At 54.3% G+C, this 14,106-nt stretch carries 17 protein-coding genes and 1 pseudogene; 3 read left to right on the top strand and 15 right to left on the bottom strand.

What is annotated here, in order from left to right; all coding sequences use genetic code 11:
• Positions 1 to 33: 33 nt before the first annotated feature.
• The 10 genes from emrR to ACOTYB_RS08730 form a co-directional block, all read right to left on the bottom strand.
• Entirely contained in the window at positions 34 to 564 is a 531-nt protein-coding gene (gene emrR / locus ACOTYB_RS08775) for a multidrug efflux transporter EmrAB transcriptional repressor EmrR (protein ID WP_017694792.1), read from the bottom strand.
• Positions 565 to 878: 314 nt separating this feature from the next.
• Positions 879 to 2,063, bottom strand: a complete 1,185-nt coding sequence (locus tag ACOTYB_RS08770; protein WP_220153300.1) for an MFS transporter — start codon at positions 2,061 to 2,063, stop codon at positions 879 to 881.
• A 188-nt stretch (positions 2,064 to 2,251) separates the two neighbouring features.
• Complete coding sequence (proX, locus tag ACOTYB_RS08765) at positions 2,252 to 3,247, bottom strand: glycine betaine/L-proline ABC transporter substrate-binding protein ProX (protein WP_017382774.1); 996 nt, start codon at positions 3,245 to 3,247, stop codon at positions 2,252 to 2,254.
• A 9-nt stretch (positions 3,248 to 3,256) separates the two neighbouring features.
• Entirely contained in the window at positions 3,257 to 4,321 is a 1,065-nt protein-coding gene (gene proW / locus ACOTYB_RS08760) for a glycine betaine/L-proline ABC transporter permease ProW (protein WP_015571659.1), read from the bottom strand.
• Positions 4,314 to 5,516 (bottom strand): glycine betaine/L-proline ABC transporter ATP-binding protein ProV, encoded by a 1,203-nt coding sequence (proV, locus tag ACOTYB_RS08755; protein WP_022651720.1) that lies wholly within the window; start codon positions 5,514 to 5,516, stop codon positions 4,314 to 4,316. Before proV ends, proW begins: the two co-directional genes overlap by 8 nt.
• 333 nt (positions 5,517 to 5,849) lie before the next feature.
• A complete protein-coding gene (gene nrdF / locus ACOTYB_RS08750) occupies positions 5,850 to 6,809 on the bottom strand; it encodes a class 1b ribonucleoside-diphosphate reductase subunit beta (protein WP_022649130.1) in 960 nt (319 codons plus the stop codon).
• Positions 6,810 to 6,818: 9 nt separating this feature from the next.
• Positions 6,819 to 8,963 (bottom strand): class 1b ribonucleoside-diphosphate reductase subunit alpha, encoded by a 2,145-nt coding sequence (gene nrdE / locus ACOTYB_RS08745; RefSeq protein ID WP_409248829.1) that lies wholly within the window; start codon positions 8,961 to 8,963, stop codon positions 6,819 to 6,821.
• A complete protein-coding gene (nrdI, locus tag ACOTYB_RS08740; protein WP_003862188.1) occupies positions 8,936 to 9,346 on the bottom strand; it encodes a class Ib ribonucleoside-diphosphate reductase assembly flavoprotein NrdI in 411 nt (136 codons plus the stop codon). The genes nrdE and nrdI overlap by 28 nt, the downstream gene beginning before the upstream one ends.
• Positions 9,343 to 9,582, bottom strand: coding sequence for a glutaredoxin-like protein NrdH (gene nrdH, locus ACOTYB_RS08735; RefSeq protein WP_017382770.1), 240 nt, complete (start codon positions 9,580 to 9,582; stop codon positions 9,343 to 9,345). The genes nrdI and nrdH overlap by 4 nt, the downstream gene beginning before the upstream one ends.
• A gap of 243 nt (positions 9,583 to 9,825) precedes the next feature.
• Complete coding sequence (locus tag ACOTYB_RS08730) at positions 9,826 to 10,152, bottom strand: DUF883 domain-containing protein (RefSeq protein ID WP_017382769.1); 327 nt, start codon at positions 10,150 to 10,152, stop codon at positions 9,826 to 9,828.
• Positions 10,153 to 10,310: 158 nt separating this feature from the next.
• Between ACOTYB_RS08730 and ACOTYB_RS08725 the strand changes: the two genes are divergently transcribed.
• Positions 10,311 to 10,655 carry a DUF2002 family protein gene (locus tag ACOTYB_RS08725; protein ID WP_006811693.1) on the top strand — a complete coding sequence of 115 codons (345 nt, stop codon included), beginning with the start codon at positions 10,311 to 10,313 and terminating at the stop codon, positions 10,653 to 10,655.
• Positions 10,656 to 10,687: 32 nt separating this feature from the next.
• Here ACOTYB_RS08725 and alaE read toward each other — a convergent pair whose 3' ends face one another.
• Positions 10,688 to 11,137 (bottom strand): L-alanine exporter AlaE, encoded by a 450-nt coding sequence (gene alaE, locus ACOTYB_RS08720; protein WP_022651718.1) that lies wholly within the window; start codon positions 11,135 to 11,137, stop codon positions 10,688 to 10,690.
• Between the two features lie 496 nt (positions 11,138 to 11,633).
• On the opposite strand from alaE, the gene stpA reads away from it, so the two are divergent.
• Complete coding sequence (gene stpA / locus ACOTYB_RS08715; protein ID WP_022651717.1) at positions 11,634 to 12,038, top strand: DNA-binding protein StpA; 405 nt, start codon at positions 11,634 to 11,636, stop codon at positions 12,036 to 12,038.
• A gap of 37 nt (positions 12,039 to 12,075) precedes the next feature.
• Here the strand turns inward: stpA and ACOTYB_RS08710 are convergent, their stop codons facing one another.
• Together ACOTYB_RS08710 and ACOTYB_RS08705 are read right to left on the bottom strand one after the other, a co-directional pair.
• Positions 12,076 to 12,255 (bottom strand): hypothetical protein, encoded by a 180-nt coding sequence (locus tag ACOTYB_RS08710; RefSeq protein ID WP_003862199.1) that lies wholly within the window; start codon positions 12,253 to 12,255, stop codon positions 12,076 to 12,078.
• 82 nt (positions 12,256 to 12,337) lie between these two features.
• Positions 12,338 to 12,856, bottom strand: a complete 519-nt coding sequence (locus ACOTYB_RS08705) for a rhodanese family protein (RefSeq protein ID WP_032609995.1) — start codon at positions 12,854 to 12,856, stop codon at positions 12,338 to 12,340.
• Between the two features lie 179 nt (positions 12,857 to 13,035).
• Here ACOTYB_RS08705 and ACOTYB_RS08700 point away from each other — a divergent pair, with 179 nt between their 5' ends.
• Complete coding sequence (locus ACOTYB_RS08700) at positions 13,036 to 13,194, top strand: YqaE/Pmp3 family membrane protein (RefSeq protein WP_023314704.1); 159 nt, start codon at positions 13,036 to 13,038, stop codon at positions 13,192 to 13,194.
• On the opposite strand, the pseudogene ACOTYB_RS08695 reads toward ACOTYB_RS08700, so the two are convergent.
• Together ACOTYB_RS08695 and ACOTYB_RS08690 are read right to left on the bottom strand one after the other, a co-directional pair.
• Positions 13,191 to 14,030 (bottom strand): annotated as a pseudogene (locus ACOTYB_RS08695) (LysR substrate-binding domain-containing protein); the annotation flags it as partial. The gene ACOTYB_RS08700 and the pseudogene ACOTYB_RS08695 overlap by 4 nt on opposite strands.
• 10 nt (positions 14,031 to 14,040) lie before the next feature.
• Positions 14,041 to 14,106, bottom strand: a 66-nt coding sequence (locus ACOTYB_RS08690; protein ID WP_421765773.1) for an IS1 family transposase, incomplete at its 5' end; no start/stop codon positions are given.

The following is a 14,106-nucleotide window of genomic DNA, read 5'->3' as shown; positions in this document are numbered from 1 at the left end:
TTAGCAATCTGGAATGTTGAGCGGATCGTCGCGTTAGCGCAGCGCCTCAAGGATGACGCCATCTTCATCCATCTGGTCCAGACGGGTGAGCAGCTTGCGAGTAATATGCTCAAGCTGGTCGCGCTCGGCGGTGCTGAGGGCAGACCAGAGCTGGTGCAGGCAGTTGTGCTGCGGTGGCAGCACTTCGCGCAAGAATTCGTGACCTTTCTCGGTCAGTTGCAGATGCAGGCAGCGGCGATCGTTATCGCTTTCACGGCGTTCAATCCAGCCGCGCTTTTCCAGTTCATCCGCGATACGGGTTGCATTGGTACGGGATGACCCCAGCGCACAGCTCAGTTCCGATGGCTGAATGCTGTGATTTTCCTGAGACTCCAGCGTAATCAACGCCATAAACAACGTCTCGTTAATCCCTTGCGCTTTCAGCATCTTGTTACGATTTTCTAGCAGCTTGCCCTGCATGTGCATGCACAGGCGGGTCAGCAGAATTTCCTGATACGGGAAGTCCTCATGACGACTGGCGCGGAACTTAAGCATTTGTTCAATGGGCGTAAACGAACTATCCATTTTGGGCATAACCTCATTAATTACAGCCGATATAGTAACGACAGTGACAAATAATGTAAATGAATTATTTGTGCGGTTATATCCGCCAAACGTATGTCACCATCAGAAAGCGCCGGGTAAATCCGTGACCCGGTGAGCACAGAGAGCGTGGGGTGTGTACCCGCGAAAGAGGGGATGTGAGGACAGGGGTCTGAACTATTCATGCCGGTAGTAAATATGTCACCCACAGTAAAATTTCTGGGATAAATGATTGCTGTTACCTTAACAGATGCAGGCCCCCTTTACACCCCGGGGGGCCCAAAGCAATGTAAAACTTAGTGAATTGCTTCCTGACGGTGATAGCCGCGCCACCATACCAGCAGATTTATCGCCGCGACGATGGCGCCGATGGCGCATACACCCGTCCAGCCCGCATGCTGCCAGGCGGAGGCTGAGATGAGCGAGCCCGCCGCGCCGCCGATAAAGTAGCTGGTCATGTACCCGGCCGTCAGACGGTTACGGGCGTCCGGCTTCACGCGGTAAATCACGGTCTGGTTGGTGATGTGTACGCCCTGCACGGTGAGGTCTAGCACCAGAATACCGACAATCAGCGCCAGCACGGAGACGTGTCCGTACCAGATGGCCGCCCAGGAGAGGAGGAGTAAAACCAGCCCTGCGGAGGTGGTCATATGAGATTTACCTTTATCGGCCAGCCCACCCGCCGGGCGCGCGCCCAGTGCGCCAGCCGCGCCTGCCAGCCCGAACAGGCCAATCACGCCTTCTGAGTAGTTAAACGGTGGCGCGGCGAGCAGAAACGCCATCGACGTCCATAAGATGCTGAAGTTGGCGAAGGTGAGACACCCCAGAATGGCGCGCGTGCGCAGGAGTTTATCCCGGGTGAAAAGGCTGAAAACGGAGGCGAGGAGCTGCGGATAGTTCAGGTGATTTTCATGCTTCACCTTTGGCAGGCCGCGCCACAGGGCCAGCGCCATGATAAGCATCAGCACGCTCGCCACCCAGTAAACGGTGCGCCAGCCGCCGAGGCTCGCCAGCAGCCCGGCAACGGTTCGCGCCAGCAGGATGCCCAGCAGCAGGCCGCTCATGATAGTACCGACCACTTTGCCGCGTTTTTCCGGGGAAGCCAGCGTCGCGGCGAGGGGCACCAGAATTTGCGCCACCACCGAGAACAGCCCCGTCAGCGCGGTGCCGATAATCATCATCGTTAACGACTGGCTGCTGGCGGTGATCAACATTCCGCCCGCCGCCAGCAGCGTCATGGAGACGATAAGCATCCGGCGCTCAAACATATCGCCTAATGGCACCAGGAACAGCAGCCCGGCCGCATAGCCGAGCTGTGCTGCGGTGACAATAAAGCCGGCGGAGCTGGCTGAAAGATCGAAGGCGCGTGCGATGGTGTCGAGCAGTGGTTGTGCGTAATAGTTGCTGGCGACGGCCAGACCCGTTGCCACGGACATTAAAAGGATGAGTGCGGGGCTAAGCCCTTGAGTTGTTTTTGTCATTAGTTTCAGGAATCGTGAGTTAAGTGATTATTTTTCCGGAAACATAATAACCAATGATGGTGAATGTTGGGGAATTGTTATGTGTGTGTTTGTGCGGTTAAGCCCCTCACCCTAACCCTCTCCTGAAGGGAGAGGGAACGCTAACACCCCCTCCCTTCGGGAGAGTGCTGGGGTGAGGGGAAAGTACTTTACTTCTGCGCCTCAAGCGCCTCTTTCACCCAGCCATCGAACTGCTGCTGGTGGGCTTTGATCCAGCCATCCACGTGGCCTTTGATATCTGCTTCGGATGATTTACCCGCGTGCATCATCGCGTTCTGGGCGTTAATGTCAGCCAGCGGCAGTTTCATCACCGAGAACAGCTTCGCCGCCGCAGGGTTTTTCTCGGCCCAGGCTTTGTTCGCCACGATATGCATGGTATTCACCGGGAAGCCATAGTTCATGCCATTTGGCAGTTTGGTGTCGATATCTTTCTGCTCGCCCGGCAGGGAAGAGAAGGGCACCTGCAACCACACCACGTCTTTGCCCGGCTTCAGCACGTCGCTCACCCAGTACGGCGTCCAGGTGTAGTAGATCACTGGCTTGCCTTCTTTAAAGCGGGCGATAGTGTCGGCCATCATCGCAGAGTAATTGCCGTGGCTCACGTCGACGGTCTTCGCCAGATCGAAGGCTTTGTTCTGGTGGTTAATCACCGCTTCACAGCCCCAGCCCGGCGAGCAGCCCATCATGTCGGCTTTACCGTCACCGTTGGTATCAAACAGTTTGGCGATCTTCGGATCTTTCAGCTGTTCAATATTGGTGATGTGATACTTATCGGCGGTTTTCTTGTCGATCAAATATCCCTGCGCAGCGCCGGTCACAAAGGTGCCTTCACGGTAGAATTTCTTGTCACCGCCTGCGGCGGCATACATATCGTCGTGCAGCGGTTGCCAGTTCACGGCGGTAAAGGTGGCATCGCCGGAGGCAATGGAGGTATAGCCCACGTTGTAATCCACTTCGCTGGCGGTATTCACCGTATAGCCCAGTTTCTCCAGCGCACGGCTGACAATCTGGGTCTGGAAGGACTCTTCCGAAATGGTGCTCTGCACCGGCTGCACGGTAATGCCTTTGCCCGGCAGGTCAGCGGCAACTGCGCTGGTGGAGACAAGGGTCGCAAACGCTGTGGCAAAAAGTACGTTATGTCGCATCGTTGTTCCTTATTTTGTGAATGGGCGGGTGAGTAACCCGACAGGGCCGGTGGTGTACCAGCGACGGTTGCCGCGACTGCGTGAATCACGACCGACAGCCTGGGTCAGGCGGTCAAGAATGATGGCGAGGATCACAATCCCGACGCCGCCGACGGTCGCCAGCCCCATATCGAGACGGCCAATGCCGCGCAGTACCATCTGACCTAACCCGCCAACGGCAATCATTGAGGCGATCACCACCATCGACAGCGCCAGCATCAGCGTCTGGTTAACACCTGCCATAATGGTCGGCATCGCCAGCGGAAGCTGAACCTTAAACAGCATCTGACGCGGGCTGGCGCCGAACGAGCGCGATGCCTCTATCAGATCCGCAGGCACCTGGTTAATGCCCAGAATGGTCAGACGAATAATTGGCGGAAGGGCGAAGATAATGGTCACGACCACCCCCGGTACGTTACCGATGCCGAACAGCATCACGATAGGCACCAGGTAAACGAACGCTGGCGTGGTCTGCATCGCATCCAGCAGCGGGCGGATAATTTTCGCGGCCCGGGGGCTGCGCGCCAGCCAGATCCCCATCGGCAGGCCGATCACCACGCAGAACAGCAGGGCGGTCAGCACCAGCGCCAGGGTGATCATCGCCTGAGACCACGCGCCAATCGCGCCGATGGCAATCAGGGAGATCAGCGTGGCGATCCCCATACCCGCGCTGCCGAACTGCCATGCGATCAGCGAGAACAGGATAATCGCCACCGGCGCGGGCATGCCCAGCATCAGCTGCTGGAAGCCGTTCAGGATGTAATCCACCGGGATGCGGATCCCCTGGAACACCGGACGGAAGTGGGTAACGACCCAGTCGATCCCCTCCGTTACCCAGCTATCCAGCGGGATCAGCGTCTTGTGGAACGGATCCATAATATTGAAATGCTCTGGGGCAGGCGCTGGTGCGCTGTTGAGCCAGTCTGCCGCGCCGCCGCCATCGGCAGGCGCAGGCGTCGAACCCCACGCATCGGCAGATTGCGCCGCGCTGTCCGCTGCTTCAGTGGTGCCCCATGGGTTTGATTGATCAGCCATTGTTTGTCCCCTCGCGATCTAAAGCCTGTAGCAGCATCCGTTTTGAGATGATGCCAACGTACTGTTGTTCTTCACCGACGACCGGCACGGCGCACGGCGCCTGACCCACGTGAGAGAGCAACTCGCTGAGCGGCGTTTCGGCGTCCACGGCAAGCGGAGCGTCAATCAACGCTGCATCGATTCCCTGGTTTTCGCTCAGGGCGGTTTTCAGGGAGTCGATGGAGACAACGCCGACAAATTTATTGCCGCGTTCAACCAGATAACCGTATTCACGGTCTTCGTCCTGCAACAGCTTCAGCGCGGAGCGCGGACCAAAACCTGGCGTTTTTCGAATAATGCCGTTTGGTGTTCGACGGGCAATATCTTTCGCACTGAATACGTGGCTAATATCCACGCCGCGGAAGAAGGTGCGCACATAATCATTCGCCGGATTATTGAGAATTTCATCCGGTGTGCCGACCTGCACCACTTCACCATTTTGCATAATGGCGATACGGTCACCAATACGCATGGCTTCATCCAAATCGTGAGAAATAAAAACAATAGTGCGCTGATGTTTGGCCTGTAATTTTACCAGCTCATCCTGCATCTCGGTGCGAATTAAGGGATCGAGCGCCGAGAAGGCTTCGTCCATTAATAAAATATCCGGATTAATCGCTAATGCGCGCGCTAATCCCACACGCTGACGCATACCGCCGGAGAGTTCATCCGGATACGCATGAGCATAATTTTCCAGCCCGACCTGACGCAGTGCATCAAGGGCTTTTTCCTGACGTTCCTGAGCGGGGATACCGGCTAACTCCATGCCAAAGGCGGTATTATCGAGTACCGTCATGTGCGGCATCAGTGCAAATGACTGAAACACCATCGCAATTTTCTTTCTGCGCACCTCGCGGAGTTCCGCGTCTGATATTCTGGCGATATCAACGCCGTCAATCAGCACCTGTCCGCGGGTGGGTTCAATCAGGCGATTGAGAAGGCGAACCATAGTGGATTTACCCGAACCGGATAATCCCATGATGACAAAAATCTCGCCTTCTTCAATGGCCAGACTGGCGTCTTTAACGCCAAGCGATAGCCCGGTTTTTTCCAGAATTTGCTCTTTCGAAAGGCCTTTCTCAATATATTTGAAAGCACGCTGCGGGTGCTCGCCAAATACTTTATAAAGATTTTTCACTTCTAATTTAATTGCCATGCAATAGAGAGTGTCCTGTTATTTGTTTATGTCGATATGATTACCATGGTAAATAGTTAACTGGCATTACCCTAACATACTCAGAATCTGAGACAACCCTGGGCCAGCCGAAGGCCAGAATTTTGCCGCAAGCGAAACGGCTGAATTTCCCATGAATAAAGGGCTGAGGGCGGTTTGAATTTTTCTCAATTTTTTGCTGCTGGATGGGGAAATTTCGCCTGAATCGGTGTGTTTCAGGCGAATATGACGGGGAAATTACAGTGTAGTACCTGGTGGAATATTTGGCTGGAAATAATGAAATGCAGAGTTAATTAATGAACGTTAATTCATTCATTAAAAATCCCAGTCCTCGTCTTGCGTCTCCACCGCTTTACCCATCACGTACGACGAGCCGGACCCGGAAAAGAAGTCGTGGTTTTCATCGGCGTTGGGCGACAGCGCCGCGAGGATCGCCGGGTTCACTTCCGCCATTTCCGGTGGGAATAACGCTTCGTAGCCCAGGTTCATCAGCGCCTTGTTGGCGTTGTAGCAGAGGAAGGCTTTTACGTCCTCTTCCCAGCCCGTTCCGGCGTACAGCTCCTCGGTATAACTCAGCTCGTTGTCATACAGATCCATCAGTAAATCGAGGGCAAAACCTTTGAGTTCCTCGCGTTTTTCCGGGGTGACTTTCTCCAGTCCTTTCTGGTACTTATAGCCGATGTAATACCCGTGTACCGCTTCATCGCGGATGATGAGGCGAATCAAATCGGCGGTGTTGGTGAGCTTGCCCCGGCTCGACCAGTACATAGGCAGCCAGAAGCCGGAATAGAAGAGGAAAGATTCCAGGAATACGCTGGCGATCTTCTTCTTCAGCGGCTCGTCGGCCCGGTAATATTCCAGCACCAGATCTGCCTTGCGCTGCAATGACGCGCTCTCTTCACTCCAGGCGTAGGCGGCGTCCACGTCCCTGGTCTGGCACAGAGTGGAGAAAATCGAGCTGTAAGAGCGGGCATGCACCGCCTCCATAAAGCTGATATTCGACATTACCGCCTCCTCGTGCGGGGTCAGCGCATCACTCATCAGCGCGGGCGCACCCACGGTATTCTGAATGGTGTCCAGCAGCGTCAGGCCGGTGAAGACGCGGATTGTCAGCTGCTGCTCGGCATGGCTCAGAGTTTGCCAGGCCGGAATATCGTTGGAGAGCGGCACCTTTTCCGGCAGCCAGAAGTTGCTGGTCAGGCGGTTCCATACCTCCAGGTCTTTATCATCCTGAATTTTGTTCCAGTTAACGGCGCTTACGCGTGACAGTTTCATCCTTTCTCCTTACAGCGGGCAGGACACGCAGCCTTCAATTTCGGTGCCTTCCAGCGCGAGCTGGCGCAGGCGAATGTAGTACAGCGTTTTGATGCCTTTCTTCCAGGCGTAGATCTGCGCTTTGTTGATATCCCGCGTGGTGGCGGTGTCCGGGAAGAAGAGCGTCAGCGACAGCCCCTGATCCACATGTTTAGTCGCCTCGGCGTAGGTATCAATGATCTTTTCCGGGCCAATTTCATAGGCGTCCTGGTACAGAGCCAGATTCTCATTGGTCATAAACGGGGCAGGGTAGTAGACGCGCCCGGTTTTGCCTTCCTTACGGATTTCAATCTTCGACACGATGGGGTGGATGCTCGACGTGGCGTGATTGATATAGGAAATGGAGCCGGTTGGCGGCACCGCCTGAAGGTTCTGGTTATAAATGCCGTAGCGCATCACCTCTTCACGCAGCTGTTGCCACATCTCACGCGTCGGCAGGGTGATGCCAGCGCGGGCAAACAGCGCGCGTACTTTTTCGGTTTTCGGCTGCCAGTCGCCTTCCAGATACTGGCTGAAATACTCTCCGCTGGCGTAGCGGGACTGCTCAAAGCCTGCGAACCGCTGGTGGCGTTCGCGCGCCAGCATCATCGAGGTATGCACCGCATGCCAGGTGACGGTGTAGAAATAAAGGTTGGTGAAATCCAGCCCTTCGGGGCTGCCGTAGGCGATGCCCTCCCGCGCCAGATAGCCGTGCAGGTTCATCTGCCCAAGGCCGATGGCATGCGACGCGGCGTTGCCCGCTTCAATAGACGGTACGCTGCGGATGTGGCTCATGTCTGATACCGCCGTCAGTCCGCGAATGGCGGTCTCTACCGTGCGGCCAAAATCGGGAGAGTCCATGGTGTGGGCAATATTCAGCGACCCGAGGTTACAGGAGATATCCTTGCCCACGTCCGCGTAGTCGAGGTTCTCGTCGTAGCTGGACGCGCTGTTGACCTGCAAAATCTCCGAGCACAGATTGCTCATGTTGATGCGCCCGCCAATCGGGTTGGCGCGGTTCACCGTATCCTCGTACATGATGTACGGATAACCGGATTCAAACTGAATTTCAGCCAGCGTCTGGAAGAAATCCCGGGCGTTGATGGTTTTTTTACGAATGCGATCGTCGGCCACCAGCTCGTCGTACAGCTCGCTTATCGCCACGTCGCCAAAGGCTTTGCCGTAAATCCGCTCAACATCATACGGTGAGAAGAGCGCCATGTCGGCATTCTCTTTAGCCAGCTTAAACGTGATATCCGGGATCACCACGCCGAGCGACAGGGTTTTAATGCGGATCTTTTCATCGGCGTTTTCACGTTTGGTATCCAGAAAACGCAGAATGTCCGGGTGGTGCGCGTGCAGATAAACCGCACCCGCGCCCTGACGCGCGCCAAGCTGGTTGGCGTACGAAAAGGCATCTTCCAGCATCTTCATCACCGGGATGACGCCGGAGGACTGATTTTCGATGCGCTTAATCGGCGCGCCCGCTTCCCGCAGGTTCGAAAGCAGAAATGCCACACCGCCGCCGCGTTTCGAAAGCTGTAGCGCCGAATTTACCGCACGGCCAATCGACTCCATATTGTCTTCAATACGCAGCAGGAAGCAGGAGACCAGCTCGCCGCGCTGGGCTTTCCCGCAGTTAAGGAACGTTGGCGTGGCGGGCTGGAAGCGGCCGGAGAGGATCTCCTCCGTGAGACTTTCGGCCAGCACTTCATCGCCCTGCGCCAGCGTCAGCGCCACCATCACCACCCGATCTTCAAAGCTTTCTAAATAGCGTTTGCCGTCAAAGGTTTTCAGGGTGTAGCTGGTGTAATACTTCCACGCGCCGAGAAACGTCTGGAAGCGAAAACCGCTGGCGTGCGCCCGTTCAAACAATGCCACCACGAAGGCGCGGTCGTAGCGGGTCAGGACACGCTCTTCGTAATAACCCTCTTTTACCAGCCAGTCGAGACGTTCCTGCTGGCTGCCAAAAACGATGCTGTTCGGGCGCACATGAGCGGCAAAAAAGGCGTCCACCGCCTCACGATCTTTATCAAACTGAATGCGCCCCTCCCGGTCATAGAGGTTTAGCATGGCGTTTAATGCGTGGTAATCCGGCGTTGCCTGAATCACGCGCTCTGCGGTTGTCGTTGCCAAAATTCGTTCACTCCTTTACGCACGTTCTCTACGTCCTGCTGTGTCCCCATCAGTTCAAAACGATAGAGATACGGCACGCCGCATTTTTGAGAGATGACATCCCCGGCGCGGGCAAAGGCCTCGCCGAAGTTGCGATTGCCTGCGGCGATCACGCCGCGAATCAGCTGCCGGTTATGGGGATCGTTCAGAAAGCGGATCACCTGACGAGGCACAGCCCCTGCGGTGCCGCCACCGCCATAGCTGGGCACCACCAGAATGTAGGGTTCGTCTACCTGAATACGCTCCCGCTCGTTCAGCGGAATGCGTATCGCGGGCAGCCCGAGACGCTCCATAAACCGAAGCGTGTTTTCCGAGCTGCTGGAAAAGTAGACCAGCGTGCTCATGCACTGACGCCCTGAGCGGCAAGGCGGTTGATCATGTCCGGACGGAAGCCAGACCAGCTGGTGTCGCCGGCAACCACAACCGGAAGCTGACGGAAACCCTGCGCCCGCAGGGTGTCTGCCGCGTCGGGCACCTGATCAATATTGACCATCTCAAATGCCACGCCGCGGCTCTCCATCGCCCGTTTCGTGGCGTGGCACTGAACACAATCGTTACGAGTGTAAATAATAATGCTCATGATTCGCATTTCCATTTAGAGTGAGAGGACGGCGCGAGTAAACGCGTCATATTGTGTGTGTCTTACTAAAGGGAATACTAGATGTAGTTTATATAAGTTTCAACCACACAAGATATGGGAAATTCAGATTAATAAGGCCCCGATGATGAGCCTGGCGGGGCAGGGCGGGCTGTACGGTTTTTTCAGGTTGTCAGGCAAAGAAAAGCCCCGGCGCCTGAGGCTACCGGGGCTAAGAACGCGCGCTTACTTACGCAGACTAAGCAGGGCGCCGACAAAAATCCCGACCGCCGCGACCGTTCCCAGCGTACAAAGCGGTTTTTCACGTACGAAGGTGGTGGCGCAGCTGGCCATGTCGCAGGCCGCCTGAGTGGTACGTGAGCGGCCATTCATCCTTGCCCGCGTTTCACGCAGCAGAGACTGAGCCTTACGTTTCGCGGCATCTGCTTCGTCCTTCGCGTCAGAGCCCCAGGATTTCAATACGGCTTCCAGCGTGTCCGCTAATTGGCTGACATCGTTACGAATATCCTGTGTGTCGTCATTAATATCGTTTCGGTTCGGTCTGTTAAACATACGATCCTCCATAATTTGTGTTCCCGTTTAGTTTAGTCCAGAAATGTAATATCTGAAGCGAGTCACGGCTTATCGGGCAGTTTATGGAATATTCTGAAAGCCCTGCTAATGCTGAATACTGTAAGGTTGCCGGGCAGGAATGATAATGAGGAAAAGATATGTATTTACGACCCGATGAGGTGGCGCGCGTTCTTGAAAAAGAAGGGTTCACCATGGATGAGGTAACATCAAAAGCGTACGGATATCGCCGTGGTGAGAATTATGTTTACGTCAACCGTGAAGCAAGAATGGGGCGTACTGCTCTCATTATTCACCCGACACTCAAAGACAGAAGCCTGTCATTTGCTGAGCCCGCCTCGGATATTAAAACCTGCGATCATTATCAGCAATTTCCGCTCTATTTAGGCGGCGAGACGCATGAACATTATGGTATTCCGCACGGTTTCAGCTCGCGTATGGCGCTGGAGCGATTCCTGAAAGGGCTGTTTGGCGACGTACAATAACTCTGCGACTGGCATGAGCCAGTCGCCTTACCTTACGCTTTTGCCTGGCTATAAGGGCTGACTTTGAACAGGCGGCGGCAGTAGTCAAGAAAGTAACCGTACACCGCACCCATCAGCATGGATACCACGATATTTGAACTTACCGCAGCGGCGATTTGATGCCAGTCTGCGCCCACCGTCAGCAAAATAAACACATACACCGGGGACTGGAACGTCACGTAAGCCAGCACGTCCGCCAGGTTTTTTACCCAACCCGCCGGGCTAATACGCCGGGCTAAACGCATCACTGCATCGCGGTACAGGCCGTACGGCCAGGCGATCATGATATTCACCGGAATGGCCACCAGGCGCGACGAGAGAGATTGCTCAAAGGACATTCCCGACAGGAAAATTTCAATCAGCATATTCACGACGGAACAGTAAACGACCATCGCGAACGTATCCGCTACCGCATGGCGCAGGCGAGACTGCGGTGAGAACATGTCTGAACTCCTCGAACAGGACAAAAAAGTGGCGTTTTACCTGCGGCCTTTAGTGCTTTAGGTTGGTTTGTTTTGAGTGTATAGCGTATCTCTCTGGCTTTTAACTAACAAGTAGTGATTAATTTTTATTTACTGGCGCTTTAGCCATAAAATTCTCTAAAATTGTGCGTTTTTTGCGCGCTTCGTTATTTTCTCTCCTCGCGCCTATTTTAGTGAAATATATCAATGAATTAGATTATCTATGCGCGTGTGAAACCTTTGTTGTGTGGGATTTTGGAGGCGGTTTTTTGAACGGTTTAAAACAGGGTTTTTTGGCCTGGGGAAGGGCGGTATATTACGCTTTAAAACAGACATATATTTCAGGGTTATATTAACGGGATATTCTAAAACATTTACAATAATGTCAAAACGTCACGGTGGGTAGATATCAGAACCAAAATCAATTATTCTGTTGCCTGATTTATGTTATACACAAGAAGAAAGGTTTTTCATTATTATGGCTTTAACGTTACAGAATCTTAATAATATTCGTACCCTCCGGGCGCTGGCACGTGAATTATCCATGGATGTTCTGGAAGAAGTGCTGGAAAAATTCCGGATTGTCACTGAAGAAAAACGCAGCGAGCAGGCTGAATTAGAGCGTCAACGCGCTGAACAGCAGGATAAAATTAATGCTCTGCTGGAACTGATGAAAGCTGACGGTATTTCTCCGAGCGATCTGTTAGGCAGTGACCTGGCGCAGGCGGGTCAGCCGACGAAAAAACGTAAAGCGCGTGCGGCGAAATATCGTTTTATTGACGCGAACGGTGAAGAAAAAACCTGGACCGGTCAGGGACGTACGCCAAAGCCAATTGCGACCGCACTGGCAAACGGTAAATCGCTGGACGATTTCCTGATCTGATGATTATTCGGGCGGTGTATTCCGCCCGATTATTGACTTAGCAGACGCCAAAGTCACCTTCTTCGGAGTACAGAACTACGTCCGCCGCTTTCAGGTGATATTTCTCGCCCTGCTCATCGCTGGCCTGCACGGCCACAATGTTTTCACCATTCACTTCGAGCACTTTCAGTTTCGGACCGCCCTGACGCGGTTGGACATAATCACCGACAGAAAACATAGCACCTCCTCATCATTGTCATGATCTTCACCATAGCCCACGTCCGGGACGGGGTACAGCCTAATCTTTCAGATACTCCTTATCAGGTACGTCGGTTCCACGGCATCACTTTCAGAAGTCGCGCCATACCGCAAAAACCTGTCACTCCGGCGAACAGCAGCCCGGCGCCCACAAAACCGCTCAGCAGGAAAAAACCGCTGGAGACGCTGTAACCCAACACCACGCCGCAGAGGATCAGCAGCCCGGCAGCGATCTGCACCTGACGCATCAGCGGAAGCGGCTGCGATCGATCTTCAACGGTCAGCAGCCCGGCCTGTTTCCAGCCCTGAATGCCTCCCTCAACCACACAGGCGTTCGCAGGGGATGCTGCCTGCGCCAGACGAGCAGCATTGTTTGAGGTTCGTGCGCCGGACTGACAGTGGAAAATCACCGTTTCTCCCGGCGCCGCGTTAAGCCCGCCGGGTAACGAATCCAGCGGAATGGAGTGCGCCGCCGGAATATGCTCGCGGGCATACTCGTCGGGGTCGCGAATATCGATAAGTTTGGCGCCTTCAGCAATAAGCGCGTTTGCCTGCTGCGGCGAAATAAGAGGAAGAGACATTATGTTTCCTTACGGTCAATTTCAGAACAGTAGAGCATTTAAGGCCGGGTTTAAGCCAGTGTAAAGAGGGTAAAGGCAGGTAAAAGCGCGAGAGATGAATGGCAGTTACCCTTAAACTGGCTACGCTTAGAGAAGTGTCTTTTATAATTTTCAATTGGTTAGCTTGCACGGAGTTATTTATGGGTTTTTGGCGCGTTCTTTTTACGATTATTCTCCCGCCGCTGGGCGTGCTGCTTGGCAAGGGGCTGGGCTGGGCGTTTATTCTGAATATCCTTCTGACCATCCTGGGCTACTTCCCCGGTCTTATCCACGCATTTTGGGTTCAGACGAAGAGCTAGGTACGCCACAGTAAGTCACTGTAGATCCGGGTCAGCACGCCTTCGGGGCCAAATTGCTGTTTTATCCAGCGCGTGACCTGACCGGTCGCCGCATGCTGCGTGGCGAGCAGCATGCGCGAATCCTGGCGCGGATTATTGATTCGCCGCGTTACCAGCAGCCCATCCTCCACCGCCTCACGCGTCATGTATTCCGGTAAAAATCCAATACCTTCCCCCAGGATCTGACACTGGCATTTCGTGTTGAAGTCCGGCACCAGAATCGCCTCCTGACCGTGAAGCAGCCAGCCCACCTTCTTATTGATGGTATGCGCGGTATCCTCGACCATGATATTGGGATACAGACGCAGCTGACTTTCGGAGATGGGCTCCGGGGCGAACGCCAGCGGATGCGTGGGCGCGATGGCAAATACCCAGCGGATCGCGCCTATCTCGGTATAATCAATGCCGCCGCCGTCCAGCAGCGTATCCGGCGCGCCAATGGCGATATTGGCCTGATTATTAATGATGGAATCCCAGACGCCGTTATACACCTCGGTCGTCACCGTGATCTGGCAGGTGGGAAACTGTTTTTTCAGCACCTGGAGCAAACGCGCGGTATGGCGTGGCGTATACAAAAGCTGATTTATGCAGATGCGCACTCGCGTCTCAATGCCCTGAGAAATGGTATCAATCCCGCGCTTGATGGCATGAAAGTCATTCAGCAGGTCGGTCGCTTTACGATAAAAATAAAAACCGGATTCGGTCAGCTCAATGCTGCGCGTGTTGCGTACAAACAGCACCACGTCCAGGCCGGTCTCCATGCGTTTGATGGTGTAACTGATTGCCGAGGTGGGTAATGACTCCAACTTACTGATAGTGTTTTATGTTCAGATAATGCCCGATGACCTTGTCATGCAGCTCCAGCGATTTTGA

Origin of the sequence: Enterobacter cloacae complex sp. IR5450, assembly GCF_049238665.1 — a bacterium.
Taxonomy (GTDB): domain Bacteria; phylum Pseudomonadota; class Gammaproteobacteria; order Enterobacterales; family Enterobacteriaceae; genus Enterobacter; species Enterobacter hormaechei_C.
Note: the sequence above shows the minus strand (reverse complement) of the source record. Positions and strands in the feature narration are given on the sequence as shown.

Excerpts from the sequence above, each read along its gene's own strand:
- emrR (WP_017694792.1), bottom strand. The coding sequence starts at position 564 with ATGGATAGTTCGTTTACGCCCATTGAACAAATGCTTAAGTTCCGCGCC.
- ACOTYB_RS08770 (WP_220153300.1), bottom strand. The coding sequence starts at position 2,063 with ATGACAAAAACAACTCAAGGGCTTAGCCCCGCACTCATCCTTTTAATG.
- proX (WP_017382774.1), bottom strand. The coding sequence starts at position 3,247 with ATGCGACATAACGTACTTTTTGCCACAGCGTTTGCGACCCTTGTCTCC.
- proW (WP_015571659.1), bottom strand. The coding sequence starts at position 4,321 with ATGGCTGATCAATCAAACCCATGGGGCACCACTGAAGCAGCGGACAGC.
- proV (WP_022651720.1), bottom strand. The coding sequence starts at position 5,516 with ATGGCAATTAAATTAGAAGTGAAAAATCTTTATAAAGTATTTGGCGAG.
- nrdF (WP_022649130.1), bottom strand. The coding sequence starts at position 6,809 with ATGAAACTGTCACGCGTAAGCGCCGTTAACTGGAACAAAATTCAGGAT.
- nrdI (WP_003862188.1), bottom strand. The coding sequence starts at position 9,346 with ATGAGCACGCTGGTCTACTTTTCCAGCAGCTCGGAAAACACGCTTCGG.
- nrdH (WP_017382770.1), bottom strand. The coding sequence starts at position 9,582 with ATGAGCATTATTATTTACACTCGTAACGATTGTGTTCAGTGCCACGCC.
- ACOTYB_RS08730 (WP_017382769.1), bottom strand. The coding sequence starts at position 10,152 with ATGTTTAACAGACCGAACCGAAACGATATTAATGACGACACACAGGAT.
- ACOTYB_RS08725 (WP_006811693.1), top strand. The coding sequence starts at position 10,311 with ATGTATTTACGACCCGATGAGGTGGCGCGCGTTCTTGAAAAAGAAGGG.
- alaE (WP_022651718.1), bottom strand. The coding sequence starts at position 11,137 with ATGTTCTCACCGCAGTCTCGCCTGCGCCATGCGGTAGCGGATACGTTC.
- stpA (WP_022651717.1), top strand. The coding sequence starts at position 11,634 with ATGGCTTTAACGTTACAGAATCTTAATAATATTCGTACCCTCCGGGCG.
- ACOTYB_RS08710 (WP_003862199.1), bottom strand. The coding sequence starts at position 12,255 with ATGTTTTCTGTCGGTGATTATGTCCAACCGCGTCAGGGCGGTCCGAAA.
- ACOTYB_RS08705 (WP_032609995.1), bottom strand. The coding sequence starts at position 12,856 with ATGTCTCTTCCTCTTATTTCGCCGCAGCAGGCAAACGCGCTTATTGCT.
- ACOTYB_RS08700 (WP_023314704.1), top strand. The coding sequence starts at position 13,036 with ATGGGTTTTTGGCGCGTTCTTTTTACGATTATTCTCCCGCCGCTGGGC.